Consider the following 23,795-nt stretch of genomic DNA (forward strand, 5'->3'; position numbering starts at 1 on the left):
TTTGAGTGGGGGTCCCCCCGGACAGAGACGGGGGGAGGGGCCGGGCGGCGCCCGGTGCCCGGCGGAGCCGGGTTTCCTGGGGCTCCGCCCCAGACCCCGCGCCTCAAACGCCGGCGAGGCTGGATGTGGCCCGGAGTCCGGCTACGCCCGGGACCGGGCCGGGGCCGCCGGGATCCGAACCGGCGTCAGGCGCTCCCGCTCCCGTTCCCGGGCCAGGGCGCGGCCCCGCAGCCGGAGGATCTGGGCGATGCCCAGCAGCTCCAGGACGAACACCGACGAGAACGCCACGCGGTAGTCGTCCCCCGTCGCATCCAGCAGCACGCCCACCACCAGCAGCGTCGTCATCGACGCGATGAAACCACCCATGTTGGTGATTCCGGACGCCGTCCCCTGACGCTCCGCCGGATTCGCCGGCCGGGCGAAGTCGAAGCCGATCATCGACGCCGGGCCGCAGGTCCCCAGGACCACGCACAGCGTGACCAGCAGCCACATCGGAGCCCGGCCCCCCGGCCAGACGAGGACCGAGGCCCACAGCAGGGCCGTGAGGGCGACCGTGCCCAGCGCCAGCGGGATCCGCGACGCCTGACGGCGGCCGACGAGCTGCCCGTAGACCAGGCCGAACCCCATGTTGGAGGCCACCACCAGCGTCAGCAGCCCGCCCGCCGTGGTCCGCGACAGCCCCTGCGCCTCGACCAGGAACGGCATGCCCCACAGCAGCAGGAACACCATGGCCGGGAACTGCGTCGTGAAGTGCACCCACAGGCCGAGCCTGGTGCCCGGCTCGCGCCAGGACTCCGCTATCTGGCGGCGGACGAAGCCCCCGGAAGCCCCGGAAGCGCCGGAAGCCCCCGCCCCGCGCGGCCGGGGCGCCGGCCCGTGGCCCTCCGGGTGGTCCCGCAGGAACAGCACGAGCGGGACCAGCACCACCAGCCCCGCCACCGCGCTCCCCGCGAACGCCGCGACCCAGCCGACCCCGTGCAGTACGGGCGCCAGCACCAGGGTGGAGACCAGGTTGCCCGCCATCCCCACCAGCCCGGCCAGCTGCGCCATCAGCGGCCCGCGCCGGGCCGGGAACCACCGGGTGCCCAGACGCAGTACGGAGATGAAGGTCATCGCGTCACCGCAGCCCAGCAGCGCCCGGGCCGCCAGCGCCGTCCCGTACGAGGGGGACAGCGCGAAGCCGACCTGCCCGGCGGTGAAGAGGACCGCGCCGAGCGTCAGCACCTTCTTCGTGCCCAGCCGGTCCACCATCAGGCCCACCGGGATCTGCATCCCCGCGTAGACGAGCAGCTGGAGCAGGGAGAACGTGGACAGCGCCGACGCGTTCACGTGGAAGCGGTCCGCGGCCTCCAGTCCGGCCACGCCCAGGCTGGTACGGAAGATCACGGCGACGAAGTACACGGCGACGCCGATCGACCAGACGGCCACGGCCCGCCGACCGCCCGGGGGGTCCTGGGGGAGCGGGGCCTGTGCGGCGGCGGGCACGGCGGGCGTGGCGGGCGTGGAACTCATCGGGCCGACCCCCGCACCAGCGCCTCGACGCGGCCCACGTGCGCCCGTACGGATGCGGCCGCCGTCTCCGCGTCCCCGGCCCGCAGGGCGTCCAGGATCTCGGCGTGCTCGGCGAGCGACCGCTCGATCCGGTCGGGGTGCGCGTGCAGCAGGGCCACGCCCATCCGCAGCTGCCGGTCGCGGAGTTGGTCGTAGAGGCGGCACAGGATCTGGTTTCCGGCGCTGCGCACGATCTCCGCGTGGAAGCCGCGGTCAGCGGCCATCATCGCCGCGAGGTCGCCCTCGGCGGCATGCCGGCGCTGCTCCTCGACCAGGGTGGTGAGCCGGTCCAGCAGTCCGGGCGGCGCGGGGACGGCCCGGCGTACCGTGAACTCCTCGACCAGCAGCCGGGTTTCGATCACATCGGCGATCTCCTGCGCGGAGACCGGCAGGACCAGCGCGCCCTTCTTCGGGTACAGCTTCAGCAGCCCCTCGGTCTCCAGCCGCAGCAACGCCTCGCGCACCGGCGTACGGGACACCCCGACGGCCTCGGCGAGCTCTCCCTCGGTGAGGAGGACACCGCCTGCGTAACGGCGGTCGAGCACCCCCCGCTTGACGTGGAGGTAGACGCGGTCGGCCGCGGTGGTGGGGGCGGCGGCGGGGGCGGGGGCTGGCATGCGCACAGGATAGATACATGAGGGGTACAACTTGAGCTGCGGTCCACCATGCGGACGCCGCCGCTAAGCGGTCTCGGGGACGTGGGGCACGGACGCCATGCCGTCCTCCTCGATGGCCTCGACCTCCGGCAGCGCGGCCAGCGCGGCGTACTGGCCGGGGCTGAGCCGCGCGGCGAAGCCGTTGATCGTGGACCGGAAGAAGTACAGGGGTTCGACGCCCTCGACCTGCCCGGCCACGTCGGCCGGGTCCACGCCCGGTGCCACGGTGACGATGTACGGGCGGCCGTCGGCCGGGTCGCCGTCCCCCGGCGGGACGGACACCGCGCGCCCGTCCGGTGCGGCGAAGGCGGGCAGGGGCGCCGCGACGGTCAGGGCGGCGAGGACCGCCGCCGACAGGACGAACCCGGCAACCCGGGCATACCTCTCTCGATTTCCCATGGCCGGAGGCCATCACGCCCGCTCCCCCGAGTCAACGACCCCACCCGGCGCGGCGGGCGAGCACAGCGGGCGAGCGCCGGTCAGATCCAGCCTCGCCGGCGAGGCTGGAGTTGGCGGACCCCCGGTCAAACACCGGCGAGGCTGGATTTGGCCGGCGAGGCTGAATCGGCGGGGGCGCCTGCTCACGGGCGGTTCCTGACCTCCACGTCCAGGACGAACTCGTCGTACGGGGTCTCGTCCGGGTAGGGCGGCCGGATCTGCGCGAAGCGGATCCGGGCCCGCCCGCCCGGGCAGCGGCCCCGGACCACGTACGTCCGCTCCACCGTCGCGCCCGGCAGGGCCCCGGCGGGGGCCGCCGGGCCCTCCGCCACCGAGACCGCGTCCGCGTCGCCCGTCACCCGCCAGGTCCACACGTACCCGCGCGCCCCGCGCCCGGCGAGCCGCAACTCGTACGACTCCCCGGCCCGCAGCACGACCTCCCGTACCTCCACCCGCGCGGCCCCTTCGCTCAGGCGAGGCCGATCACCGGCCCCTCGTGCCAGCCCGCGCCGTCGCGCCAGTAGTGCTGGAGCCGGCGGTCCGTGCGCAGGGCGATGACCTCCAGGTTGAACCCGAAACTGCCCTGGAGCATCCCGGTGACGGTGAGCGCGTCGTGCCCGAAGACCGCGCCGCGCCGCCAGGGCGAGCCGCCCGCGTTGCCGCGCCACCAGTGCTCGATGCGCCCGCCGGCGCCGACCACGCACAGCTCGTAGTTCCCGGCGGTGTCCTCGTCGGCGGCCCCGTACTGCCCCTCGATGAGGCAGGGCGCGGAGGTGATCCCGCTGCCGAAGACCTCCCCCGCCCGCCAGGCGAAGCCGTTCGGGTCGTCCCGCCACCACAGCTGCATCCGGCCGTCCGTGCGGGTGGCGACGAGGTCGAGGTGGCGGGAGCGGGTCTGGACGAGCGCGGGTCCGTAGTGGGCGATGCCGGAGGCGAAGCGGCCGCCGTCGTTCCAGGTCCAGGGGGCGCCGTTGATGCGCCACCAGTGGTTCAGGCGGCCGTCGGCGGTGCGGACGACCGCCTCGAAGTTGCCCGGCTTGCCGTAGTCGCTCTGGAGGAACCCCGGGGTCGAGCCGATCGCCGCGTCGCCCGGCCCGAAGGCGCCGCCGTCGCGCCAGACACGGGCCGACTGCTCGAAGTACCAGTGGCGCAGCCGCCCGCCCGTGGTCACGTGCAGGGACTCCATGTTCCGGTTGTACGTGGTCCCGGTGAAGGCGGGCTGCCCGGAGGCGTCGGTCGCGAACGTGGCGGCGCGGGCCCACGCGAAGGGCGGGTCGCCCTCGCGCCACCAGTGCTGGAGGCGGCCGCCGCCGGCGGTGGCGGCCAGCTCGAAGTTGCGGTGGGCGCGGCCGTTGCCGCTCTCGTAGACGCTGCCCGCGTGCAGGCGGCGCTTGCTCCACGGGTCGATGTTGGTGCCGCGCAGGCCGCACTTGGCCCAGTAGTCGATGTTGACCTCGCCGTACGCGATCCGGCCGTAGCCGCCGACGTGGTAGCCGGTCCCCCAGGAGTTCTTGAACAGCCAGCAGCCGGCCGCGTCGTCATAGCCGACGATCAGCACGCAGTGGCCGCCCGCGAGCCGGTCGCTGGTGCGGTGGTAGACGCCGGAGCCGAGGCCGAAGAAGTCGTCGTACACGTCGAAGCAGGCGGTCAGCGGGCCGACCGTGTCCAGCCACACCTTCTGCTGCTCCACGTCGCCGAGCCGGACGTAGTCGGTGATCCGGACGGTCCGGCCGGAGCGGTCCCAGCTCGGGGTGTACTCCGCGCGCCACGCGTCGCGCCGGTCGGCGGGCAGGCCTGCGGGCGGGGTGTTGTACGGCCAGCAGTCGGGGTCGGCGAGACCGCCGTTGGCCTTGATCCAGTCCAGCGCGGTCTCGGGGTTGCTGCCCTGGCCGCAGCTGAACCGCAGGCCGTCGTGGACGTCCCCCTCGGAGCGCACGGCCCATACGCTGTGCTCGATCCGGGCCATGGACTCCACCAGCCCGGCGGCGCCGAACGCCCAGCAGGAGCCGCAGGGGTTCTGGTCCTTCATCTTGGTGATCCAGGGCCGGCCCCACCGGTCGCGCCAGTCCACGGCGGCCGGCCGCGCCGCCCCCACGACCCCCGCCGCCCCGGCCCGCGCCCCGGCGGCCCCCGCCGCCCCGGGCAGCAGACCGTGCGCGGCCCTGCGCCGGGTGAGGTCCGGATTGCCGCTCGCCCGCCCGATCAGCCCCCGCAGATCGACAGCCCCCGCCTCCTCGGCGGTCGTCAGGTTCGCCCCGGGCTCCATGCCGAGCGAAGGACGCGGTACGGGGTCCCCGTCCGCGAGGTGCTCGCTCACGGACCACCGGGCCCCCCGCTCCGCGAGCACCGCCCGCAACTCCCCCGCGGTCTGGACATACTCCTCCGGCATACCGGCCCCCCAGTGTGCGATGTGTGCGATCGCCCGTCCCGATGCGAGCGAGACCCGGGAGCTTCCACCTGCCGGGAGGGGGCGTCAAGGGGGTCCGCACGGTCGCGCGGCGGCACGGGGGTCGTACGGCGCCGCGATGGACGAAGGCCCCCTACACCCGGTGACGAGGGGCCCCTACACCCGGTAGCGGGAAGGCGGGGCCGCCACCTGCCGGGGTGTGGCTTACTCCACCGTCAGGTTCCCGTCCACAGGTGGTCGCGGTTGCAGAAGGCCGCTCCGAACGCCACGCGCTTGCCACCCGGCTCAAGCTTCCACTCCGACCGGTCGAACTGGGCGATCCGGTCGCTTCCGCAGATGAACGACCGCGAGGCCTGGATCAGGATCCACTGCGCGTGGTCGAGGTCGCGGTCAGCGGCGCGGCACATGCTCCGGGCCATCTGCCACAGCCGCGGCCACTCCACCCCGGGCGCGCATGGTTCGCTATATCGCTCTGCTGAGCCCCCAATGGCACCACTCGGATATCGACATGCGGGAGTCGAGACATGGAGACGATGCGGTCAAGCTGGGCAGCCATCATCGCTGGCGGAACGATCCGCCACCGAAGGACAGGCTCGGTGATGACGAAGCGGAGCGCCTTGGAGCTGTCGAACAGGACGGCCTGTCGCTCAAGCCTGCCGCTCATCGTGCGTGTGAGTGCGTCCTCGCTCAGCTCGTGCCGTTGGAGAATCGCCCGAATGTACTCAGGAGTCTGGAGCAGACCCGGGACCAGGGCCGGCTGGAACAGGCGCAGCGTGGTCATCGGGGCTCAAGGGCCTTGACTGCTTGCTGGCCCTTGTGGATGCCGGCTCGCTTGAGGAGCCGCCAAGCCGTTGCCTCCGTGGTGGCTGCGCGTGCTGATTCCGTGTACTCGGTCTTGATCGCGTCCGAGACCCCGAGGGCCGTCAGAATGCGCTCGACGTCGGTGGCGCTGGGCTGAAGGTTGGCGTTCTCAATCTTCGACAGCTTGGATGGTGACATGAGCGCGCTACGGGCTACCGCTTTGGCTTCCTTTCCGGATGCCACTCGCAGAGCCCGCAGCGCGGCCCCAAGCTGTGCCCTGTTCACTCGCCGTGCTTCGCCCACCACTCCGTAAACGGCACGGCGTGAGCGAGGGCCATCTCCCGGTAGGAGACAAATTCCTCTGCTTCGGCCGCGGGCAACACGTTCGCACCCGTGAATGCGCCATGCTCGTCGTAGCTCATGACAGCTGTGTCGGTCGAATCGAAGAGCCAGAAGTCAGGCACGCCGTCGAGCGGGTTCGGCGCGTTGGTGATGTCGAGGATGAAGAACTCTTCCCCGCCGGTCATGTTCTTCCGGTACCCCCAGCCAAGCTCGAAGCGGAGATAGTCCGTGAGGGGACGAGCGAGGACATGTACGCGGTACACGCGCTTGCCCTGGCCTGTACGGGATCGCAACTCCGCCACCCAATCGGCGTTGTAATCGTCCGGCTGTGGCTGGCCGGCCTGGAACGCGCGATAGGCGTCCACATTGCCGGACCGGCTGTAGTCGTCCAGCGTCTCCAGTCGGAACGCGTCGCGCTCGAAGGTGTCGAAGAGGTCCCCGATGGTCCTAGATGAGGCCATCAGCGATGGCCTTCTTGACCAGGTCCATGGGGATCTCGACGAGTGTTTCGTGAGCGGGAATCTTCAGACCGTGGTCGGTCGGTGTCTCGCCCTGTACGAGAAACGTACCCCGATCGGTCGCGTAGATCGTGTCGGGCAGTCCGTGATGTCACACGTGCTGACCAGCTTGGTCACCTGCATGGAGAACATCCCCTCTGCCTTGTGCCGCCTCGGCTCCGTGCCGCCGCGTTCATGCTCCCGAGAACGCGGCGGGAGGGTCAAGGGATCACAGTTGAGGGAACGGGAAACCGGGAAGGTGGGCCGGATCGTGCCGGTCAAGAGGCCATCGGGCTCACTGGGCCGCCGCGAAGGCCGCCCAGGCGGTGTCGGTGACCTGAATGCCCGGGCCATCGGCCTGCTTGCTGTCCCGGAGGTGTCGGCCTACACGCTGATGTGCTCAGGCGCGTACGGATGACGGATGAACGTGCTCAGGAAGGACGGCGTGTCATAGCCGGGGCAACGGGGGGCTGCGGTTGACGCTTTGGCTGTGCGGTCGCCGGCCGGACGACCGGCATAGGAGGTTGAGGCACATGCTTGTTCTGGGCCGCTCGCAGGTCGAGGCCCTGCTCGACGTGGACTCGCTGATCGACGCCCTGGCCCCGGCGATGGCAGACCTCAGTGCGGGCCGCGCCTCGGTACCCGACCGCGTCGCCGCCCTGGTGCCCGAACGCGATGGATTCCTGGCGGCCATGCCGGGCTTCCTGCCGTCGGCCGGGGTGCTCATGACCAAGCTGGTGTCGCTCTTCCCGCACAACGACGGGGCACGGCTGCCTACCCATCAGGCGCTGATCGTGGCGTTCGATCCGGACACCGGCGAGCCCGCCGCGCTGCTGGACGGTACGGCCATCACCGCAGCGCGGACCGGCGCCTGCTCCGCGCTGTCGGCGCGACTGCTGGCCCGCGAGGACTCGACCGTGCTGGCAGTGCTGGGCACCGGCGTGCAGGCCCGGTCCCACGCCCGCGCGATCTGCCGGGTCCGCCCGATCCGGCACATCCGCGTGGCCGGCCGGGATCCGGCGAAAGCCGCTGCCCTGGCCGGGGAACTCTCAGCCGTACTGGAGGCCGAAGTCCAGGCCGTGTCCAGCTACGCCGAGGCGCTCGACGGCGCGGACATCGCCGCCGCGACGACGCACGCCGTCGAACCCGTGATCCGCCGCTCCTGGCTGACACCCGGGGTGCACATCACGTCCGTGGGGTACAACCCGGCCGGCCGCGAGATCGACGACGCCACGGTGGCCGAGGCGCTGGTGTGCGTCGAATCGCGCCAGGCCGTGCTTGCCCCGCTCCCCGCGGGCAGCAATGACCTGCTCCTGCCGATCCGCGATGGCCTCATCACAGCGGATCACGTGCACGCCGAGCTGGGCGAACTCATCGCCGGCCGCAAACCGGGACGCACCGCGCCGGACCAGATCACCCTCTACAAGTCGGTCGGCGTGGCAGTGCAGGACGCCGCGGCCACGGCCCTGGTCATGACGTCCGCCCGCGAGCAGTCAATCGGCGAGGCGATCACGCTGCGGTGATGCCGACACCAGCGCGCGATCGCCCCACCGTACGGCGTTGGATCGGCAACGCGCGGCACACCGGCTGAGCGCATTCGCACGTACGCGGCTGAGCACACAGACATCAAGACCTCTTCCGGCGCCGCTCATGGGACGGAGCCTGTCCGTCAGGGACAGGCTCCGACAGCGGTACCAACAGGTCAGCGGCGGCGCTGAGCTGTGGTGAGTGCCGGATCTCCCGGCATCGGTGTCGTCCGCTGCACCCACGGGCCGAACTCGTCGTCCGCCTGGCCGACGCAGTCGAGTCGCACGATGTCATGGCTGGAGTCCAGGAGCGGCTCACAGCGTGTTTCCCAGACCTGCCCGGTGGTCGTCTGCACCTGGATGGAGACGTTCTCTTCGCTAGCCGTCGGATCGGCGTCAACGCCGGCTACGGAGATGGAGCAGGCGTCCTCGGGATAGTTCGGGTGTTCCACCGGGTCGGTCAGGTCGTACCAGGTGTATGGGTCATTTCCGGTGTTCCGAAATCCGACGTATGCCGTTCCGTTGTTGAGTGCGGCCTTGATTGTCTGCTCCGGGTCGGGGGCCCCTGTGCCCGAGGCAGGGTTGTAGGCGTCGATGTCGTTGCACTGGCTGTTGTTGGCCGGGGGAGTGGGGGGAGTGGGGGGTCGTTGCCTCGGCGCTCTGGCTGCAGCTGACGTTCTGGGTGCCGGTGAAGGTGTTGCCCTGGCCGACTTGTCCCGCCGGGAAGCAGGCGACGGTGACCGAGGGCAGGTTGAGGAGCGACAGCAGCGATCCGTCGTCCGCGGCGTGTGCGCCGCCCGCACCGAGGAGGAGAGCGGCCATCGCGGTACTGGCGACAGCCGCCAGCGTCTGCCTCTTCTTGAGTGTCACTTGGACTTTCCTTTCGTCGGCTACTTGAGCAGGTGGCCGAGGCCGACGGCATTGGCCGGCGCCGGGGACAGCCCGGAGGCGAGGCCGGTGATCTGGCGCTTCGCGTCCCGGACCGTCGGGGTGAGGAAACGGAGCGACAGCAGGTTGTCGAGGCTGAGGGGACCGGCCAGGGCGCCGACGCTCGGGCGTTCGGCGGCAGGAGCGGCCTGGGCGGTGGGAGCGGAAACGAGCCCGACGGTGATCGCGAGGGCTGCCCCCGACACGACGCGGGCGACAGTGAGGTGAGCCATGAACGCCCCAACGCAACCCGCAGCGCCCGGTTATGGGCGATGGACCGGACGGGGCCGGCTTTCGCCCGAGTGGCCGCCCTCGTTACGCGATTCGGCCCCAATCCCAGGTGGCGGCCTGGCGGTCTAGAAGCGGATCACGTTCTCACAGTTCAGGACCACGTCGCGGGCGGCCGAGTCCGCGATCACCGTGTCGAAGCCGTCTCCGCAGTCGATCCGGTCGTAGCCGCCGTTTCGGCTGAGGATCGTGTCGTTGCCGGCGTTCCCTACGAACGTGTCCTGTGACTGCGGGCTGGGCCAGCCGTTGGGGTCGGACAGCCGGTCACCACGGCTACCGCCACGGATCCGGTCCTGCCCGGAGCCGCCGTCGATGACCCCCGGAACCGGCAGCGCGGTGAAGAACCCGAGTGTGACGGAGTCGTTCCCGTCGCCCGCCGACATCCTGAGCCTCGTCGTCGTGGCGAGGGGCCCACAGTTGACCTGATTGCTTCCGCTGGTCCGGCAGCCGAACCCGGGAATGATCCCGGCCGCGTCGAAGATCGAGATCTCCCCGGAGTTGTTGACGACGAAGACTTCGTTGGAGGTTGCGGGCAGCGCGGCCCAGTGGACCTCGGACCCCACACGCTGCGCGAGAGAGGGAGCCGCCGCCGCCGGACCGGCGGCCAGCATGACGAGGGAGAGAGCGGCCGCGGCGGGACCGAGGAGCTTGGCCGGGCGCAGCATCAGAGATCTGTTCACTGCCCTACCGTGCCGACCGCCCCCGCGCCGCCCCCCGAGTGACCCGGCCCAATACTCCCATCGGCCGTCCCCCATCACCCGTGATGCCTAACGACGTGGTCGGCAATCGAGGTCGGGGCGTGCTGGACTGACGGTTCGGCTGATGGGTGATCAGGATGTCGCCGACCGGGCGAGTGCCGTCGATCCGTAAGAGGACGCCCTCGGCGTCGGCGTACGATGTCATAGAGGCCTTACCGTCTGAGCCTGCGGCCCCTTTTGCCCTTGGCCGATCTCGAACTCGACCCTCTGGTTCTCTTCCAGGGTTCGGTAGCCGTCGCTCTGGATCTCGCTGTAGTGCACGAAGACGTCTGACCCTCCGTTGTCAGGCGTGATGTATCCGAAGCTCTCCTCGGCGCTGAACGACTTCACCGTTCCTTGAACAGCCATCGACTCGCTCCTTCGCATCCGATGCCCGCTGCCCGCTGCCTCGCTCGGCACGTCTCGCGAGCCGGGTACGTCCACCCGAGCGCGCGGTCGAGGATCTGTCCGCTCGCGTCCGTGACACCCGTGCCCGGACGCCGAAGCACGGCTACCGCGCATCATCGCTGGCATCCAGCAGGAGGTTGCAGCAGGAGGTCGATCGCGAAACGCGCATCAGGGTGGTGTTGTCGGTGATGGTCTCGTCCCGGTCCTGGCGGGTGCGGGCGATGCGGCGGCGGAGCGTGGCCAGGGAACAGAGCTGGCTGGTCCCTGCGTAGCCGTGCCTCCTGGCGGGGCGCCGGGAACCCGGGAGGAAGCGGGGCCCGGCGCCCACGGAGAGCCGGGGGACGGCTCGGCGCATCGACAAGCCCAACGCCCAGGATGGCCAAACGTCACGGCAGGTCCGGCCGTGGGCCCGCCCAGGTCCGCCGACGAAGGCGGCGCAGTCCTTGAGCACGCCTCGACGAGAAGGCTTCACACGAACTTCAGGCGACCATGCCACGCCACTACCGTCAGGCCCTGATCGTGACGCAAGGCGGCTCCGGGAGCCGAGCCGAAGCTTCGGATCCCGGAGCCGTCCCAGTCTCGACGCTCAGAACCCGTCCAGGAAGGCGAAGACGTTCGACTGCGTCACCTCGCTGCTGGAGACATTCGCGGCGGAGCTGTTGTCCCCGTTGATGCAGATCTGCTGGAGCGAGTTCGACTGCGTCGAGTTCGACTGAAGCGTGTTCGACTGCGTCACGTCGCCGAAGACGGAGACTGCAACGTTCACCGGGACATTGACCGTGTAGGACGAGTTGCTGGCAGCAGCTGCCTGAGTGCACTCCCTGCCGGCACCGTTCGTGTCGGTGCCGTCGGCGGTGGCAACTCCCGCCCCGACCACGCCGAGGCTCCCGATCATGGCAGCCACAAGAACAGCCTTGCGAAGCTTACGCATGACATTCCCTTCCTCATTGTCGCATTTGCTTGATTTGCTCAAACGATGACGGTTGTGGACTATATGTCGTGATCGTCGCTTTTATGTCGAAGCGCGCCGACCCGTCTGCCACCGCGCATCACGTGACTACCGGGCGGTGTCCTGCCCGATCGCGCGGAGGACATCGGCAAGCCAGACCAGGTGGTGGCCCACGGCCCGGTCCGGGTCGGCGAGTAGGTCCTCAAGGTGCTGCCATGACTCGGAGAGCTGCCCGATCGTGATCGTTCTCGGTTCGTTGAGGACGTCGTAGAGTTCGTCGACCGGGACGGACCAGAAGTAGTCGCGTTCAAGTGCCACTGTGCTGCTGCCTGCTGAGGCTTCGATGTGTCGCAGTGCCAGCTCGAAGGCCTGCCGGAGCTGGTCGAGTGGGATCTGCAGAGGTTCGCCGTCCATGCGGCTCATCTTCCCCACTGGCGGCCAGATGAGGGCCCCGCTCGCAGCCATGGTCACGCTTCGTCACGCACTCTCAGGAGGCATCCCCGCGCAGCGCATCGCGCAGCCGCAGCAGCTCGCGGCGGCGGGATTGAGCCCGGGCCAGGAGCAGCCCTGCCGTGGCGATGAGGACGATGCCGACCAGGGCGGTGGCCAGTGCCGCGGCGGTTGTGCCGCGTGCCACGGCCAGAGCTGTCCCGGCGATTCCCGTCACCGTGGTCACCGCAAGTGCAATCCGGGCGCCCAGTACCCGATCCCGTGCGTACAACGGTCGGCGCCTGCTCAGGACCCAGCCGGCGAAGGCGGCCCACGCCAGCCCGACGGCGATCAATCCGGAGAAGACAGCCTGGGCGCGTGCAGGGAGGGGCTGTGGCTCGGTCGCCCACAGCACAGCGATCAGTACCGCCGCGCACCCCCCCGCCAGTCCCACAGCCACGTATCGCATCCGGGAACGCAGCGAGACTTCCGCCGCCAGCGCGCGCTCCAGCTCTTCGGGCAGGCCCCGGGGCGCTCCGTAGTCCTGCTCACTCATGTCTCGTAACCCCTTTCAGTAAGGATCTTGCGCAGCGTGCGACGCGCACGGTGCAACCTGCTTTTGACCGTGCCGGGCGGTACGCCGAGCACCTCGGCGCAGGCGGCCAGCGGCAGGTCTTGCAAGTGGAAAAGGATCATTACCTCGCGCTCCAGCGGCGGCAGCTCGCCAAGGCCGCCTTCGATCTCCATCGTGGTCAGGACGCTGCTCAGGGCGTCGTCGTCGACGACTTCTGCCTCCTCCACGGAGGTCTCCGGAGCCTTGTACGCCTGCCGCAGGTGGTCGGCTATCGCTCGCCGCGCGATGGTGAACAGCCAGGGAGCGAATCGGTCCGGCTCTCGCAGGCGCGGCAGTCCGCGCACCACGGCGACCCACGCATCCTGGGTAAGATCATCTGCGACGTGCGGTGAGCCGACCATGCCCCGCACATAGCGCCACAGCGGGGCATGCCACAGGCGCACCAACTCGCCGAACGCCTTCCGCTCCCCGAGTTGGCAGCGCACCACCAGCAGTCCGGAGCGTTCGTCCTCGCTCACCGCACCTCCCTGTCCTCGCGTCCCAGCATCACCAGAACAGTCGGCACCCACGCCGGAAAGGTTCACGACCACGATCCATCCAGATCAGGCCCGGCCGGCTTCGCTGGCACCAGAGTTCCAAGTTCTTTGGCTCCGACGCCCGTCGACCGCCGGGCCGGTAATGGGCTGATGCACAGGCGTGACCTGCGAGAAGAGGCCGTCGGAGCCTCGGGTGAGTCGTCGGCTTTCGGTTCGAGGGTGGTACCACAACACCCCGGAACCGTGGTCCCGACGGAGGTGCCTACAGACAGCACGCGGACCGGCTACGCCCTGGCCGTCGCCTGCTCCACCCGGGTGCGGTGGACCACTACCAGGTGAGGCACTGGACGGCATGGCACCGGCACATCACTCTCGCCTCTGCCTCGGCTCCGTGCCGCGTTCGATGCTGCCGATCGGGCTCACTGGGCCGACGCGAAGGCCGCCCAGGCGGTGTCGGTGACCTGGATGACCGGCCCGTCGGCCTGCTTGCTGTCCCGGAGGGCGACCGCGCCGGCGATGTTGGTGGCCACCTCTACGCACTCGGAGTCGGCCTTGTCGTTGCTGTAGCTGGACTTCACGAACTCGAACTCGTTCACGGGCTACATACCTTTACTGATGACGTCGATCAGGTCTACGGAGTCGTGCGGCGAGAGGCTCTGGCGGGACACTCGGGCGAACGCCCGGGTATACACCTCGGTGGCTTCTGGCCCCTCCGCCCACACAGTAGATGCGAGGTTCTCGGCGTAGGCCACATCCAGTGCTCCAGGCTCGGCGAACGAGACGAGGTTGAAGGCGCCCAAAGCGTTCGCCCCCGCCCGGAAGGGCAGCACCTGCACGTGGATGTGGGGCAGTCTGGCCATCTCGACCAGGTGGTTCAGCTGTGCGCGCATCACCTCGGGACTGCCGATCTGCTGACGCAGCGCGGCCTCCCACAGCACCGCATGGAACTCCAGCGGCTCATCGCTCCAAAGCAGCGCCTGCCGCTTGATTCGCGAGGCAACCAGCACCTCGATTTCATCCGGGTGTGACCATTCGGACCTGACGCCCAGCGCCCTGATGTACTCAGGAGTCTGGAGCAGCCCCGGGATGAGGGCGAGTTGCAATGTGCGGATACGCGTAGCGACCTCCTCCATCGCGATGTATTCGCCCAGTCCACCGACGAGGCGCACCTGCTGCCACCAGCCCTTGGCCTTGCGGCGATCCCGGTCCAGCCGGGCCAGGTCGAGCAGTCCGTTCACGAACTGCGCGTCCGTCACACCGTAGAACTCGCACAGCACGCGGATGTCCGGGTCCCGCATGGGGACCCAGCCGCTCTCCATCTTCACGATCTTCGTCGACGTAGCGCTGATTACCTGCGCGGCTTGGAGCTGGGTCTTGCCCGCCGCTGTGCGCAGCTTGTGCAGCTCTCCACCCAGCCGGCGCCCCAGCACCGTCGACATCCGGTTGCCTTGGCTCTCACGTGTTCCGCGGTTCACCGGGTCAGTCTCTCGCTCGTGCGAGCCGACGTACACACCCGTAACTCGTACGGGGAATATCTTCCCCGTACCGCTTGCCTCGGGAGTAGCCGGGCTCCTACCGTCGGTGACGAACCGCTCGCCGCAGAGCGTCAGTGGCGGAAGTGCACCGGGCTGCCCGCAGGGCGCCGGCATGCCACCGCCCGCACAGGAGGTGCACGGACATGGACGAGCTCACCCGCCATGACGTACGGAATTACCCGCCCCGGCAGGACTCGGTACCGGCGGCGCGGGCCGCATGGCTGGCCGTGGCATGGGGGTACCCGGATCTGGCGGGCGATGTCACGTTGCTGACCAGCGAGTTGACCACCAACGCACTCCTGCACGGCTCGCTGCGCGACCGGCACCTCAGGGTCGGACTGCACCTCGCGGGAGCAGTGCTCCGCATTGAGGTCACCGATCCGAAAGGTGAGCGGCGGCCCGAACCGCGAGCGGTGGTGGCGGACGACGAGCAGTACGGGCGGGGGCTACAGATCGTGAACGCGCTCTCGGAGCGGTGGGGTGCCTCGGACCGCGTCGTCGGCAAAACCGAATGGGCGGAGCTGGCGCTCAGGCCGCCCGTATAGCCCGTATAGGGGGCCGTACGGAAGCCCCCGGCGGAGGGGCGGTCGCCGGGGGCGCGGGGGAATGGGGGGTGCCTACTCGATGGGGAGCGGGGGCGCGGGGACCGGGAGCGGCGGGAGGCCCGGCAGGCCGAGCCCGGTGAGCAGGGCCACCAGTGTGGCGACGAGGTCGGCGACGACGTCGGTGGCCTTGGCCTTGGCGTCCGTCGAGCAGCCGCAGGGGCCGGCCGCCTTGGTGAGGCCGTCCACGGACGCCTTGAGCTTGTCGATGGCCCCGGTGAGCACATCGAGCGGGCCGGACGCGGCGCGCGGCGCCGTCTTGGCGGCGGCGGGCAGCTTGGGCGCCGCCACCGGGAGCTTCGGCGCGGGGAGCGCCGGGGCCGGCAGCGCCGGGGCGGGTACGGGGAGGTCCACCGGAGGCTTGGCGGGCAGCTCCGGGGCGGGCACCGGCAGCTCGGGCGCCGGCACGGGCAGTTCCGGCGCCGGTACGGGCAGCTTGGGATCGGGCGCCGGCACGGGCAGGGCAGGGGCGGCCGGGAGGCTCTTCTTCAGGTCGGCGAGTGCCGCGTCGATCTTCTCCTTCAACGCGGCCAGATCCGCCTCCGGGAGCTTCCCGTCCGGCGACTTCAGGATCGCCGCGAGGAGGTCGGTGACGGGCTTGAGCACCCCGCCCACGGCCCCCAGCGACTGCACCTGCGCGAGCAGCGCCTCGGTGCCGGGGATGGCCTTCCCGGCCGCGGGGGCCGGCGGTCGCTCGGGCGCGCCGGCCGCCCCGGCGAGGCCGGGGGACGCGGCCAGCAGGGTGACACAGAGGACGGCGGGGACGGTGTAGCGGGTGAAGCGGCGCAACGGATCTCTCCTGTCCAGGGGTGACAGCGATGTGTGTGAGGGGGCATGGGACGTGCCCCAGACCACTGACCGACACCCCGTCAGCTCCCGCAACCCGGGGCCGAGTTGCGTCCCGTACGACACGCCGGGCATCTGCCGTGGTCACCCGTCTGACCTGCGGAAACCTCATCACCCGGACGCGGTGCTCCGTCAGGACGCGGCGCACCGCCCCCTGTGCGGTGCCCGCCCTTCACCGACACCTGACGAAGTCCTGCGGCACCCGTCGTCGGGGCTCCATGGCCCGTGTGAGGGGTTCTCGTCATGTCGAACCGCTTTGCGGACAAGGTCGTACTGGTCACCGGCGCGGGCGCCGGTATCGGCCGGGCCAGCGCGCTGGCCTTCGCCCGTGAAGGCGCCACCGTGGTGGCCTCCGGCGTCCGGCCCGAGTCGATCGCGGAGACCGTCCGCCTGATCGAGGAGGAGGGCGGCAAGGCGAGCGCCGTCACCGCCGACGTCTCCCGCCCCGAGGACATGGCCCGCCTGGTGGAGACCGTGGTGCGCGAGCACGGCGCGCTGCACGTGGCCCACAACAACGCTGGGATCTTCACCAAGCCCGCCCCGGTCGGGGACATCGACCTGGACGTCTGGAAGAAGACCTTCGACGTGAACCTGAACGGCGTGCTGCACTCCATGCAGCAGGAGATCGTCCACATGCGGGCCAACGGCGGCGGCGTCATCGTCAACACCTCCTCCAACATCGGCTCCCACGGCCGCCGTCCGGGCCTGGCGGCCTACGCCACCTCCAAGGCGGCCGTGAGCACCCTCACCCGGGTGGCCGCGCTCGACCACATCAAGGACGGCATCCGCATCAACTCGGTCAGCCCCGGCGCCACCGACACCGCCATGTCCTTCCGCCCGGGCGAGAGCGAGGCCGACCGCGCCGAGCGGCTCGCGGGCGTCGTGCCGATCGGGCGCGTCGGCGGTACGGACGAGGTCGTCGCCGCGGTGCTGTGGCTGGCGTCCGACGAGGCGAGCTTCGTCGTCGGCCACGACCTGGTCGCCGACGGCGGCGTCACCGCGTAACGGACCCGGACCCCGTGGGGGCCGGGGGCCGGACCGGCCGTGAACGGGCCCGGTTAGGGTTTCCGCATGGGGAACTGGACCGCGCCGAGCGCCATAGAACGAGAGCTGGAAGAGGCCAAGGCGGCCGGAAACTGGCCGGCCTTCTTCGACGCCCTCGCCCTCGCCGAGCTCTTCGTCCCGCAGTCCCGCGCCTACCAGGACGCCAACCCCACCCGCGTGCGGCTGGAGCCCTCGTACTTCCCGCAGGTCCGCGCCCGCGCCTACTCCGTGTTCACGGCCGGGATGCTGCCCGTCCCCACGCCCGAGCTGGTCTTCGAGGGCCAAACCCTCGCCTGGTTCGTCGACCACTTCCCGTCCGACGGGGCCGCGTACCTGGCCGTCAATCCCGGGACCCCCTTCGAGGTCTTCCTGCCCGCCTCGCCCGCCCACCGCGCCACCTGGGACTTCCACTACCGCCGCAAGCCGCGCTACGTCGGCCTGGAGCAGGACAAGGTCCACTCGCTGCACGTCGGCGGCGCGCTGCACGGCCCCGTCGCCTTCGGGCTGGCCTGCGGCGCGCACCTCTCCGTCCACAACGGGCTGTTCTGGAACGCCCTCGGCTACCACGGCGAGGGCTACACCAAGGAGCGCGAGAAGCTGGAGAAGTGGTGGGGCGTCACCACCCGCGAGGACTGGCTGAGCACCACCCGGAGTCTGCTGGCCGCCGACATGGTCAGCTCGGTGTGGGAGTACGCGCTGCGCGTGCGCCGCGCCCTCGCCCAGGACTTCGCGGGCCCGGTGGACGTGGAGCACTGGCGGCACGCGGCCGAGTACAGCCTGCGCGTGAGCGCCCGGAAGGCCGCCGAGCCGCAGCTCACCCCCGAGGGGGTCACGGTGGCCACGCCCCGGCCGACCGCCGAGGTCGAGGGAGAGATCGCGGGCGTGCAGCGGCTCATCGGGCGCATCACCCGCTACGAGCAGCGGTTCCGGGCCGACGGACTGCTCGGTGAGGGCAAGTTCATCCGGTCGGTGGAGGCCTGGGACTACGGACGGGCCTCCCAGATGGCCCGCTGGGGCCTCGGCGCCCGGTTCGGGACGCTCGCGGAGACCGAGGACGCCGTGATCCGCGCCGGCCAGGCCTGCCGACTCGCGTACCGCTCGTGGGAGGACCTCTCCGTCGGGTACATCCTCGGGCGCTGCCTGCACTTCGACGAGGAGGAGTTCGGGCACTGGTACGAGAGCATGGCGACCACCCACCAGGCGCTGATGGCCGACCCCGGCAGTCCGTGGCGGAACATCCCCTGGTCCCCGGTGTAGACCGTGCGGACCGGGCAGATCATGTAGATCATGTAGACCTGACGAAGATGCCCGGGACCTCCCGTAGTCGGCACCTCGGAGCGGGGAACCCCCGCTACCGCACCCGTCGGCCAACTAGCCTGCGTGGCATGACTGTTGAGCTGAACGACACCGTACGCAAGCTCCTCGACTCCCCGCACCCGGCGGTCCTCTCCACGCTCAACCCCGACGGCAGCCCGCAGAGTTCGGTGGTCTGGGTGACGCGGGACGGCGGTGAGCTGCTGGTGTCCACGGTGCGGGGCCGCCGCAAGGAGCGGAACATCCTGCGGGACGGGCGGGTCGGCCTGACCGTCTTCGACCTGGCCAACCCCTTCCTCTACGTGGAGATCCGCGGCACCGCCCTCCTGTCCGAGGACGCCGGCCGGGCGGTGGCCACCCGCATCACCGAGGAGTACCTGGGCCCGGAGGGCGCCAAGGAGTACGGGCAGGCCCCGCCGGAGGAGGTACGGATGGTCGTCCGCATCACCCCGCGGAAGGTCCTCGGCAACGCCGCCCGGGCCGCGGGCTGAGGCAGCCGGGGGCTGAGGCAGCCGCGCCGGTGTGACCGCTCAGGCCTGGGGCTGTTCCAGGACGAGGCGGATCTCGGTGACCTCGTAGCCCGCGCGGTCGAAGGCGGCGGCCATCGGGGTGTTGACGGTGTCCGTGGTCGCGGTGATGCGCTCGGCGCCCTCGGCCGCGTGGAAGCGGGTGATCTCGGCGAGGACCTCGTCGATCAGGCCCTTGCCGCGCTGCTCGGGTACGACGCCCAGGTAGCCGACATTGCGGTGGTACGGGGTCGCCGAGGGGATCGCCATTCCCGCCAGGGTGCCGTCCGGGAGTTCGGCGAGGCGCCACCAGGAACGCTCGCCGGGGCAGTCGAGGTAGAACTCGACGTCCTCGCGGGCCAGTTGCTCGGGGTCCATCGACTGGAGCTCGGTCTGCGTGTGCAGGTCGAGGCTCCCGGACGAGAGGCGGACGAACGCGTCGAGGAACTCCTCGTCGGTGCCCTCGCGGAAGACGAGCCGCCCGGTGGGCTCGGCGGTGCCGACGGCCGGGGTCCACTCGTAGCGCAGGCGCTCGATCTCGCGCGTCAGGCCGGTCCGGTACGCCGCCTCCTGCCGCCAGGCGACGGCGGCGGCGAGCCGCGGGTCGGTCCGCCAGCCGCGGGGCAGCGAGATGTTGTAGACGGGAAGGTTCCCGAAGGCGGCGTGCCCGGCGGCGAGGAGCCCGGCGGCCAGGGCGGCCGGGTCGGCCACGGTGGACCGCACCTGGAGGCAGTCGAGCGCGATGGGCCGCTCGCTGTCGGCGCGGCCCCACCACAGGGCGCGGGCCAGGATCTCGCCGTCCTCGTCCTCGGCGAACCAGGTCCATTCGGGCCGGAACCGGTGCGCGGAGAGTTCCTCGCGGATCTTCTCGGTGGTCAGGGCGGGGACGGGTCCGTCGGCCGGGTAGGCGACGGCGCGGTCCAGGTCTGCGGGGTCTGCTGTGGCAGCGCGAAAAATCATCCCGGCGATGATCACACGGCGCGACGGCCCCGGCCAGGGATTTTGGACTCCGGGCAGGTCAGGTCGGGTCGGGTCATACGGCCGATGGCCGGCTCCCGGGAGGGGGACCGGCCATCGGCGCGGGGCGTACCGCCCGCTACGACCAGGTGACGAGGCGGCGCGGGTGTTCCAGGACCGCCGCGATGTCGGCCAGGAAGCGGGAGCCGAGTTCGCCGTCGATGAGGCGGTGGTCGAAGGACAGCGCCAGGGTGGTGACGTGGCGCGGCTTGACCTTGCCCTTGTGCACCCACGGCTGGAGCTTGATCGCGCCGACCGCGAGGATCGCGGCTTCGCCGGGGTTCAGGATCGGCGTACCGGTGTCGACGCCGAAGACGCCGACGTTGGTGATGGTGATGGTGCCGTTCTGCATGTCGGCCGGGGAGGTCTTGCCGTCGCGGGCCGTGGCGACCAGACCGGACAGGGCCTCGGAGAGCTCGCGCAGCGTCTTGGCGTGAGCGTCCTTGATGTTCGGGACGATCAGGCCGCGGGGGGTGGCCGCGGCGATGCCGAGGTTGACGTAGTGCTTGAGGACGATCTCCTGGGCCGCCTCGTCCCAGGACGCGTTGACGTCCGGGTTGCGGCGGATGGCCACGAGGACGGCCTTGGCGATGAGGAGCAGCGGGTTGATCCGCAGACCGGCGAGGTCCGGGTCGTCCTTGAGCTCCTGGACCAGCTTCATCGTCCGGGTCACGTCGAACGTGATGAACTCGGTGACGTGCGGGGCGGTGAAGGCGGAGCCGACCATCGCCTGGGCGGTGACCTTGCGGACGCCCTTGACCGGGATCCGGGTCTCGCGCTCCGCCGCCGTGGCCTTCGCGGCGGCCGGAGCCTGGACCGCCGCCTCGGCCGGAGCCGGAGCGGGGGCCGCCACCGGGGCCGGAGCCGCGGCCTGCGGGGCGAGCGCCGCGGAGGCCGCGGCGTGCACGTCCTCGCGGGTCACGACGCCGCCCTCCCCGGTGGGAACCACCGAGGCCAGGTCGATGCCGAGGTCCTTGGCGAGCTTGCGCACCGGCGGCTTGGCCAGTGCGCGGGCCGCGCCGGAACCGGGAACCCGGGTAGCCGTGCCGTTCTGGGTACCGGGAACCTGGGTGGCCGTGCCGTTCTGCGCCGCCTGAGCCAGGGCGGCCGCCGCGGGCTGCGCCGGGACGCCGGCCAGGCCGGCGACCGGGGCCTGCGGCGCCGCCTTGCGCGGGCGCCGCTTGGTGGACGCCTCGGAGACGCCGTAGCCGACCAGGACGGGCTGGCGGGCGGCGGGCGCAGCCTCGGCTGCCTCCGCCGCCTCGGCCGGGGCCGCCTCCTGGACCGGAGCTTCCGCCTCGTCGGCGCCGCCGGGGGCCGTCTGCACGGCGATGATGACCTGGCCGACGTCGACCGTGGTGCCCTCTTCGTAGCGCAGGGCCTGCACGACACCGTCGAACGGGATCGGCAGTTCCACGGCGGCCTTCGCCGTCTCGACCTCGCAGACGACCTGCCCGTCGGTGACGGTGTCACCGGGCTGGACGTACCACTTGAGGATCTCGGCCTCGGTGAGGCCCTCGCCCACATCGGGCATCTTGAATTCGCGGATCGTCACAGGGCTCTCCTCAGTACGCCAGCGAGCGGTCGACGGCGTCGAGCACCCTGTCCAGGCCCGGCAGGTACTCGTCCTCCAGGCGGGCCGGCGGATACGGGGCGTGGAAGCCGCCCACGCGCAGCACCGGCGCCTCCAGGTGGTAGAAGCACCGCTCCGTGATGCGAGCGGCGATCTCCGAGCCCACGCCCAGGAACACCGGCGCCTCGTGGACGACCACGAGCCGGCGGGTCTTCTCCACCGAGGCCTGCAGTGCGTCGAAGTCGATGGGGGACATCGAGCGCAGGTCCACGACCTCCACCGACTTGCCCTCCTCGGCCGCGGCGGCGGCCGCCTCCAGGGAGACCTTCACCATCGGGCCGTACGCGGCGAGCGTGATGTCCGTACCCGTACGGGCCACGCGCGCGGCGTGCAGCGCGTCCGGGATGGCCTCGGCATCGACCTCGCCCTTGTCCCAGTAGCGCCGCTTCGGCTCGAAGAAGATCACCGGGTCGTCGCTGAGGATCGCCTGCTGGAGCATCCAGTACGCGTCCGAGGCGTTCGACGGGGAGACCACCTTGAGGCCCGGGACGTGCGCGAACAGCGCCTCGGGGGACTCCGAGTGGTGCTCCACCGCGCCGATGCCGCCCGCGTAGGGGATGCGCACGACGACGGGCAGCTTGATCTTGCCCAGCGCCCGCGCGTGCATCTTCGCGAGCTGCGTGACGATCTGGTCGTAGGCGGGGAAGACGAAACCGTCGAACTGGATCTCCACCACCGGCCGGTAGCCGCGCAGCGCGAGGCCGATCGCGGTGCCGACGATGCCGGACTCGGCGAGCGGGGTGTCGATGACCCGCTCCTCGCCGAAGTCCTTCTGCAGGCCGTCGGTGATGCGGAAGACACCGCCCAGCTTGCCGACGTCCTCGCCCATGATCAGGACCTTCGGGTCCGTCTCCAGGGCCTTGCGCAGCGACTCGTTGAGCGCCTTCGCGATCGACATCTTTGCCACAGCCATCAGTGACCCTCCTCGGCAGACTCGAAGGACGCGAGGTAGGCGGCGAACTGGGCGCGCTCCTCGTCGACGAGCGCGTGCCCGTCCGCGTAGACGTTCTCGAAGATCGCCATGGTGTCCGGGTCGGGCATGGCGCGCACGACCTCGCGCACCCGCTTGCCCAGGGTCTCGCTCTCCGCCTCCAGGCCCTCGAAGAAGGCCTCGTCGGCGCCGCCGGTCGCGAGCAGGTGGGCCTTCAGGCGCAGGATCGGGTCCTTCGCCTCCCAGGCCGCCGTCTCCTCGTCCCGCCGGTACTTCGTGGGGTCGTCGGAGGTGGTGTGCGCGCCCATGCGGTACGTGAACGCCTCGACCAGCGTCGGGCCCTCGCCGCGCCGGGCCCGCTCCAGCGCCCACCGGGTCACGGCCAGGCAGGCCAGCACGTCGTTGCCGTCCACGCGGACGCCCGGGAAGCCGAAGCCCTGCGCGCGCTGGTAGAGCGGCACGCGCATCTGGCGCTCGGTCGGCTCGGAGATCGCCCACTGGTTGTTCTGGCAGAAGAACACCACGGGGGAGTTGTAGACGGCCGCGAAGGTGAACGCCTCGGCCACGTCGCCCTGGCTGGAGGCACCGTCACCGAAGTACGCGATGACCGCCGAGTCGGCGCCGTCCTTGGCCACACCCATCGCGTAACCGGTCGCGTGCAGCGTCTGCGAGCCGATCACGATCGTGTACAGGTGGAAGTTGTTGGTGTTCGGGTCCCAGCCACCGTGGTTCACACCGCGGAACATGCCGAGGAGGTTGGTCGGGTCGACGCCACGACACCAGGCCACACCGTGCTCACGGTAGGTCGGGAAGACGTAGTCGTCGTCGCGCAGCGCCCGGCCGGAGCCGATCTGGGCGGCTTCCTGGCCGAGGAGCGAGGCCCACAGGCCCAGCTCGCCCTGGCGCTGCAGCGAGGTCGCCTCGCCGTCGAAACGGCGGGTCAGGACCATGTCGCGGTAGAGCCCGCGCAGGTCCTCGGTGGTGATGTCGGCGACGAAGGGGGCGAATTCCGCGTTCTCCGCGGTCTCTACCCGGTCCCCCTCGGGCGTCAGCAGCTGTACGAGCTGGGGCTCGGCGTTCTGCGCGGTGGCGGCGGCGGCCTGTGCGGCGCTCGTCGCGCCTGCCGCCCGCTTGGTGCCGCTGCTGCGTCGCGGCTTGCGCGCGGCAGTGCTCTCCACGGTCACGTGTGCTCCTCCGTCGGTCCGGAACCCGGGTTCTCCGGGGTCCAGTGCGGCTCACCTGCATCCGTACCCGCGCACGGGGTGGGTGCGCGGCTCGTACGGGATCCAGGCGTGACAGGT

General features: G+C 70.9%; 28 protein-coding genes and 3 pseudogenes. 5 read left to right on the forward strand and 26 right to left on the reverse strand.

Annotated features, from left to right (window positions below):
* Nucleotides 1–141: 141 nt before the first annotated feature.
* The 10 genes and pseudogenes from MTF65_RS14745 to MTF65_RS30720 form a co-directional block, all read right to left on the reverse strand.
* Nucleotides 142–1,512, reverse strand: a complete 1,371-nt coding sequence (locus MTF65_RS14745) for a nitrate/nitrite transporter (RefSeq protein ID WP_243629148.1) — start codon at nt 1,510–1,512, stop codon at nt 142–144.
* Nucleotides 1,509–2,168, reverse strand: a complete 660-nt coding sequence (locus MTF65_RS14750; RefSeq protein ID WP_243629149.1) for a GntR family transcriptional regulator — start codon at nt 2,166–2,168, stop codon at nt 1,509–1,511. The genes MTF65_RS14745 and MTF65_RS14750 overlap by 4 nt, the downstream gene beginning before the upstream one ends.
* 63 nt (nt 2,169–2,231) lie before the next feature.
* Nucleotides 2,232–2,606, reverse strand: coding sequence for a protease inhibitor I9 family protein (locus tag MTF65_RS14755; RefSeq protein ID WP_243629150.1), 375 nt, complete (start codon nt 2,604–2,606; stop codon nt 2,232–2,234).
* A gap of 182 nt (nt 2,607–2,788) precedes the next feature.
* On the reverse strand, nt 2,789–3,097 hold the full coding sequence (locus tag MTF65_RS14760) for a protease inhibitor I42 family protein (RefSeq protein WP_243629151.1): 309 nt from the start codon (nt 3,095–3,097) through the stop codon (nt 2,789–2,791).
* A gap of 17 nt (nt 3,098–3,114) precedes the next feature.
* On the reverse strand, nt 3,115–5,034 hold the full coding sequence (locus tag MTF65_RS14765) for a C1 family peptidase (protein ID WP_243629152.1): 1,920 nt from the start codon (nt 5,032–5,034) through the stop codon (nt 3,115–3,117).
* A gap of 233 nt (nt 5,035–5,267) precedes the next feature.
* Nucleotides 5,268–5,459 carry a hypothetical protein gene (locus tag MTF65_RS14770; protein WP_243629153.1) on the reverse strand — a complete coding sequence of 64 codons (192 nt, stop codon included), beginning with the start codon at nt 5,457–5,459 and terminating at the stop codon, nt 5,268–5,270.
* A 44-nt stretch (nt 5,460–5,503) separates the two neighbouring features.
* A pseudogene (locus MTF65_RS14775) lies at nt 5,504–6,102 on the reverse strand (helix-turn-helix domain-containing protein); the annotation flags it as partial.
* A 32-nt stretch (nt 6,103–6,134) separates the two neighbouring features.
* Nucleotides 6,135–6,659, reverse strand: coding sequence for a DUF6879 family protein (locus MTF65_RS14780; protein ID WP_243629406.1), 525 nt, complete (start codon nt 6,657–6,659; stop codon nt 6,135–6,137).
* A pseudogene (locus tag MTF65_RS14785) lies at nt 6,643–6,836 on the reverse strand (hypothetical protein). The gene MTF65_RS14780 and the pseudogene MTF65_RS14785 overlap by 17 nt, the downstream one beginning before the upstream one ends.
* Nucleotides 6,837–6,987: 151 nt before the next feature.
* A pseudogene (locus tag MTF65_RS30720) lies at nt 6,988–7,059 on the reverse strand (hypothetical protein); the annotation flags it as partial.
* Between the two features lie 166 nt (nt 7,060–7,225).
* Between MTF65_RS30720 and MTF65_RS14790 the strand changes: the two are divergent.
* The gene (locus tag MTF65_RS14790; RefSeq protein ID WP_243629154.1) at nt 7,226–8,215 is read left to right on the forward strand and encodes an ornithine cyclodeaminase family protein; all 990 of its coding nucleotides are present in this window, start codon (nt 7,226–7,228) and stop codon (nt 8,213–8,215) included.
* Nucleotides 8,216–8,394: 179 nt separating this feature from the next.
* Here MTF65_RS14790 and MTF65_RS14795 read toward each other — a convergent pair whose 3' ends face one another.
* The 11 genes from MTF65_RS14795 to MTF65_RS14845 form a co-directional block, all read right to left on the reverse strand.
* A complete protein-coding gene (locus tag MTF65_RS14795) occupies nt 8,395–8,670 on the reverse strand; it encodes a hypothetical protein (RefSeq protein WP_243629155.1) in 276 nt (91 codons plus the stop codon).
* Nucleotides 8,671–9,108: 438 nt separating this feature from the next.
* Nucleotides 9,109–9,378, reverse strand: a complete 270-nt coding sequence (locus MTF65_RS14800; protein WP_243629156.1) for a hypothetical protein — start codon at nt 9,376–9,378, stop codon at nt 9,109–9,111.
* Between the two features lie 123 nt (nt 9,379–9,501).
* The gene (locus MTF65_RS14805) at nt 9,502–10,113 is read right to left on the reverse strand and encodes a hypothetical protein (protein WP_243629158.1); all 612 of its coding nucleotides are present in this window, start codon (nt 10,111–10,113) and stop codon (nt 9,502–9,504) included.
* A 219-nt stretch (nt 10,114–10,332) separates the two neighbouring features.
* A complete protein-coding gene (locus MTF65_RS14810) occupies nt 10,333–10,539 on the reverse strand; it encodes a cold-shock protein (protein WP_243629159.1) in 207 nt (68 codons plus the stop codon).
* Nucleotides 10,540–10,681: 142 nt separating this feature from the next.
* Entirely contained in the window at nt 10,682–10,939 is a 258-nt protein-coding gene (locus MTF65_RS14815; RefSeq protein ID WP_243629160.1) for a hypothetical protein, read from the reverse strand.
* 225 nt (nt 10,940–11,164) lie between these two features.
* Nucleotides 11,165–11,509 (reverse strand): hypothetical protein, encoded by a 345-nt coding sequence (locus tag MTF65_RS14820; protein ID WP_243629161.1) that lies wholly within the window; start codon nt 11,507–11,509, stop codon nt 11,165–11,167.
* Nucleotides 11,510–11,635: 126 nt separating this feature from the next.
* Nucleotides 11,636–11,941, reverse strand: a complete 306-nt coding sequence (locus MTF65_RS14825) for a hypothetical protein (protein ID WP_243629162.1) — start codon at nt 11,939–11,941, stop codon at nt 11,636–11,638.
* Nucleotides 11,942–12,014: 73 nt separating this feature from the next.
* A complete protein-coding gene (locus tag MTF65_RS14830; protein ID WP_243629163.1) occupies nt 12,015–12,512 on the reverse strand; it encodes a transmembrane transport protein in 498 nt (165 codons plus the stop codon).
* Complete coding sequence (locus MTF65_RS14835) at nt 12,509–13,048, reverse strand: RNA polymerase sigma factor (RefSeq protein WP_243629164.1); 540 nt, start codon at nt 13,046–13,048, stop codon at nt 12,509–12,511. The genes MTF65_RS14830 and MTF65_RS14835 overlap by 4 nt, the downstream gene beginning before the upstream one ends.
* A gap of 437 nt (nt 13,049–13,485) precedes the next feature.
* A complete protein-coding gene (locus MTF65_RS14840) occupies nt 13,486–13,662 on the reverse strand; it encodes a DUF397 domain-containing protein (protein ID WP_243629165.1) in 177 nt (58 codons plus the stop codon).
* Nucleotides 13,663–13,665: 3 nt separating this feature from the next.
* Nucleotides 13,666–14,505 carry a helix-turn-helix transcriptional regulator gene (locus MTF65_RS14845; protein WP_243629166.1) on the reverse strand — a complete coding sequence of 280 codons (840 nt, stop codon included), beginning with the start codon at nt 14,503–14,505 and terminating at the stop codon, nt 13,666–13,668.
* A 239-nt stretch (nt 14,506–14,744) separates the two neighbouring features.
* On the opposite strand from MTF65_RS14845, the gene MTF65_RS14850 reads away from it, so the two are divergent.
* The gene (locus MTF65_RS14850) at nt 14,745–15,146 is read left to right on the forward strand and encodes an ATP-binding protein (protein WP_243629167.1); all 402 of its coding nucleotides are present in this window, start codon (nt 14,745–14,747) and stop codon (nt 15,144–15,146) included.
* Between the two features lie 72 nt (nt 15,147–15,218).
* Here the strand turns inward: MTF65_RS14850 and MTF65_RS14855 are convergent, their stop codons facing one another.
* Nucleotides 15,219–15,992: a hypothetical protein gene (locus MTF65_RS14855; RefSeq protein ID WP_243629168.1), complete on the reverse strand. Its 774-nt coding sequence runs from the start codon at nt 15,990–15,992 to the stop codon at nt 15,219–15,221.
* Nucleotides 15,993–16,292: 300 nt separating this feature from the next.
* On the opposite strand from MTF65_RS14855, the gene MTF65_RS14860 reads away from it, so the two are divergent.
* From MTF65_RS14860 to MTF65_RS14870, 3 genes are all read left to right on the forward strand, one after another.
* Entirely contained in the window at nt 16,293–17,054 is a 762-nt protein-coding gene (locus tag MTF65_RS14860; RefSeq protein WP_243629169.1) for an SDR family NAD(P)-dependent oxidoreductase, read from the forward strand.
* A 66-nt stretch (nt 17,055–17,120) separates the two neighbouring features.
* Nucleotides 17,121–18,350 carry a DUF1266 domain-containing protein gene (locus MTF65_RS14865; protein ID WP_243629170.1) on the forward strand — a complete coding sequence of 410 codons (1,230 nt, stop codon included), beginning with the start codon at nt 17,121–17,123 and terminating at the stop codon, nt 18,348–18,350.
* Between the two features lie 128 nt (nt 18,351–18,478).
* Nucleotides 18,479–18,898: a PPOX class F420-dependent oxidoreductase gene (locus tag MTF65_RS14870; protein ID WP_243629171.1), complete on the forward strand. Its 420-nt coding sequence runs from the start codon at nt 18,479–18,481 to the stop codon at nt 18,896–18,898.
* 39 nt (nt 18,899–18,937) lie between these two features.
* On the opposite strand, the gene MTF65_RS14875 is transcribed toward MTF65_RS14870, so the two are convergent.
* The 4 genes from MTF65_RS14875 to pdhA form a co-directional block, all read right to left on the reverse strand.
* Entirely contained in the window at nt 18,938–19,873 is a 936-nt protein-coding gene (locus MTF65_RS14875) for a GNAT family N-acetyltransferase (RefSeq protein WP_243629172.1), read from the reverse strand.
* A 136-nt stretch (nt 19,874–20,009) separates the two neighbouring features.
* Complete coding sequence (locus tag MTF65_RS14880; RefSeq protein ID WP_243629407.1) at nt 20,010–21,464, reverse strand: dihydrolipoamide acetyltransferase family protein; 1,455 nt, start codon at nt 21,462–21,464, stop codon at nt 20,010–20,012.
* A 31-nt stretch (nt 21,465–21,495) separates the two neighbouring features.
* On the reverse strand, nt 21,496–22,476 hold the full coding sequence (locus MTF65_RS14885; protein ID WP_243629173.1) for an alpha-ketoacid dehydrogenase subunit beta: 981 nt from the start codon (nt 22,474–22,476) through the stop codon (nt 21,496–21,498).
* Nucleotides 22,476–23,678, reverse strand: coding sequence for a pyruvate dehydrogenase (acetyl-transferring) E1 component subunit alpha (pdhA, locus tag MTF65_RS14890; protein ID WP_243629174.1), 1,203 nt, complete (start codon nt 23,676–23,678; stop codon nt 22,476–22,478). Before pdhA ends, MTF65_RS14885 begins: the two co-directional genes overlap by 1 nt.
* Between the last annotated feature and the right edge of the window lie 117 nt (nt 23,679–23,795).

The organism is Streptomyces sp. APSN-46.1 (genome assembly GCF_022815725.1).
In the GTDB taxonomy this organism is placed as follows: domain Bacteria; phylum Actinomycetota; class Actinomycetes; order Streptomycetales; family Streptomycetaceae; genus Streptomyces.

Coding starts and splice junctions, on each gene's coding strand:
- MTF65_RS14865 (WP_243629170.1), top strand. CDS start 17,121: ATGGGGAACTGGACCGCGCCGAGCGCCATAGAACGAGAGCTGGAAGAG.
- MTF65_RS14810 (WP_243629159.1), bottom strand. CDS start 10,539: ATGGCTGTTCAAGGAACGGTGAAGTCGTTCAGCGCCGAGGAGAGCTTC.
- MTF65_RS14800 (WP_243629156.1), bottom strand. CDS start 9,378: ATGGCTCACCTCACTGTCGCCCGCGTCGTGTCGGGGGCAGCCCTCGCG.
- MTF65_RS14790 (WP_243629154.1), top strand. CDS start 7,226: ATGCTTGTTCTGGGCCGCTCGCAGGTCGAGGCCCTGCTCGACGTGGAC.
- MTF65_RS14870 (WP_243629171.1), top strand. CDS start 18,479: ATGACTGTTGAGCTGAACGACACCGTACGCAAGCTCCTCGACTCCCCG.
- MTF65_RS14875 (WP_243629172.1), bottom strand. CDS start 19,873: ATGATTTTTCGCGCTGCCACAGCAGACCCCGCAGACCTGGACCGCGCC.
- MTF65_RS14820 (WP_243629161.1), bottom strand. CDS start 11,509: ATGCGTAAGCTTCGCAAGGCTGTTCTTGTGGCTGCCATGATCGGGAGC.
- MTF65_RS14845 (WP_243629166.1), bottom strand. CDS start 14,505: ATGTCGACGGTGCTGGGGCGCCGGCTGGGTGGAGAGCTGCACAAGCTG.
- MTF65_RS14745 (WP_243629148.1), bottom strand. CDS start 1,512: ATGAGTTCCACGCCCGCCACGCCCGCCGTGCCCGCCGCCGCACAGGCC.
- MTF65_RS14755 (WP_243629150.1), bottom strand. CDS start 2,606: ATGGGAAATCGAGAGAGGTATGCCCGGGTTGCCGGGTTCGTCCTGTCG.
- MTF65_RS14765 (WP_243629152.1), bottom strand. CDS start 5,034: ATGCCGGAGGAGTATGTCCAGACCGCGGGGGAGTTGCGGGCGGTGCTC.
- MTF65_RS14830 (WP_243629163.1), bottom strand. CDS start 12,512: ATGAGTGAGCAGGACTACGGAGCGCCCCGGGGCCTGCCCGAAGAGCTG.
- MTF65_RS14850 (WP_243629167.1), top strand. CDS start 14,745: ATGGACGAGCTCACCCGCCATGACGTACGGAATTACCCGCCCCGGCAG.
- MTF65_RS14825 (WP_243629162.1), bottom strand. CDS start 11,941: ATGGACGGCGAACCTCTGCAGATCCCACTCGACCAGCTCCGGCAGGCC.
- MTF65_RS14885 (WP_243629173.1), bottom strand. CDS start 22,476: ATGGCTGTGGCAAAGATGTCGATCGCGAAGGCGCTCAACGAGTCGCTG.
- MTF65_RS14750 (WP_243629149.1), bottom strand. CDS start 2,168: ATGCCAGCCCCCGCCCCCGCCGCCGCCCCCACCACCGCGGCCGACCGC.
- MTF65_RS14860 (WP_243629169.1), top strand. CDS start 16,293: ATGTCGAACCGCTTTGCGGACAAGGTCGTACTGGTCACCGGCGCGGGC.
- MTF65_RS14880 (WP_243629407.1), bottom strand. CDS start 21,464: ATGCCCGATGTGGGCGAGGGCCTCACCGAGGCCGAGATCCTCAAGTGG.
- MTF65_RS14770 (WP_243629153.1), bottom strand. CDS start 5,459: ATGTGCCGCGCCGCTGACCGCGACCTCGACCACGCGCAGTGGATCCTG.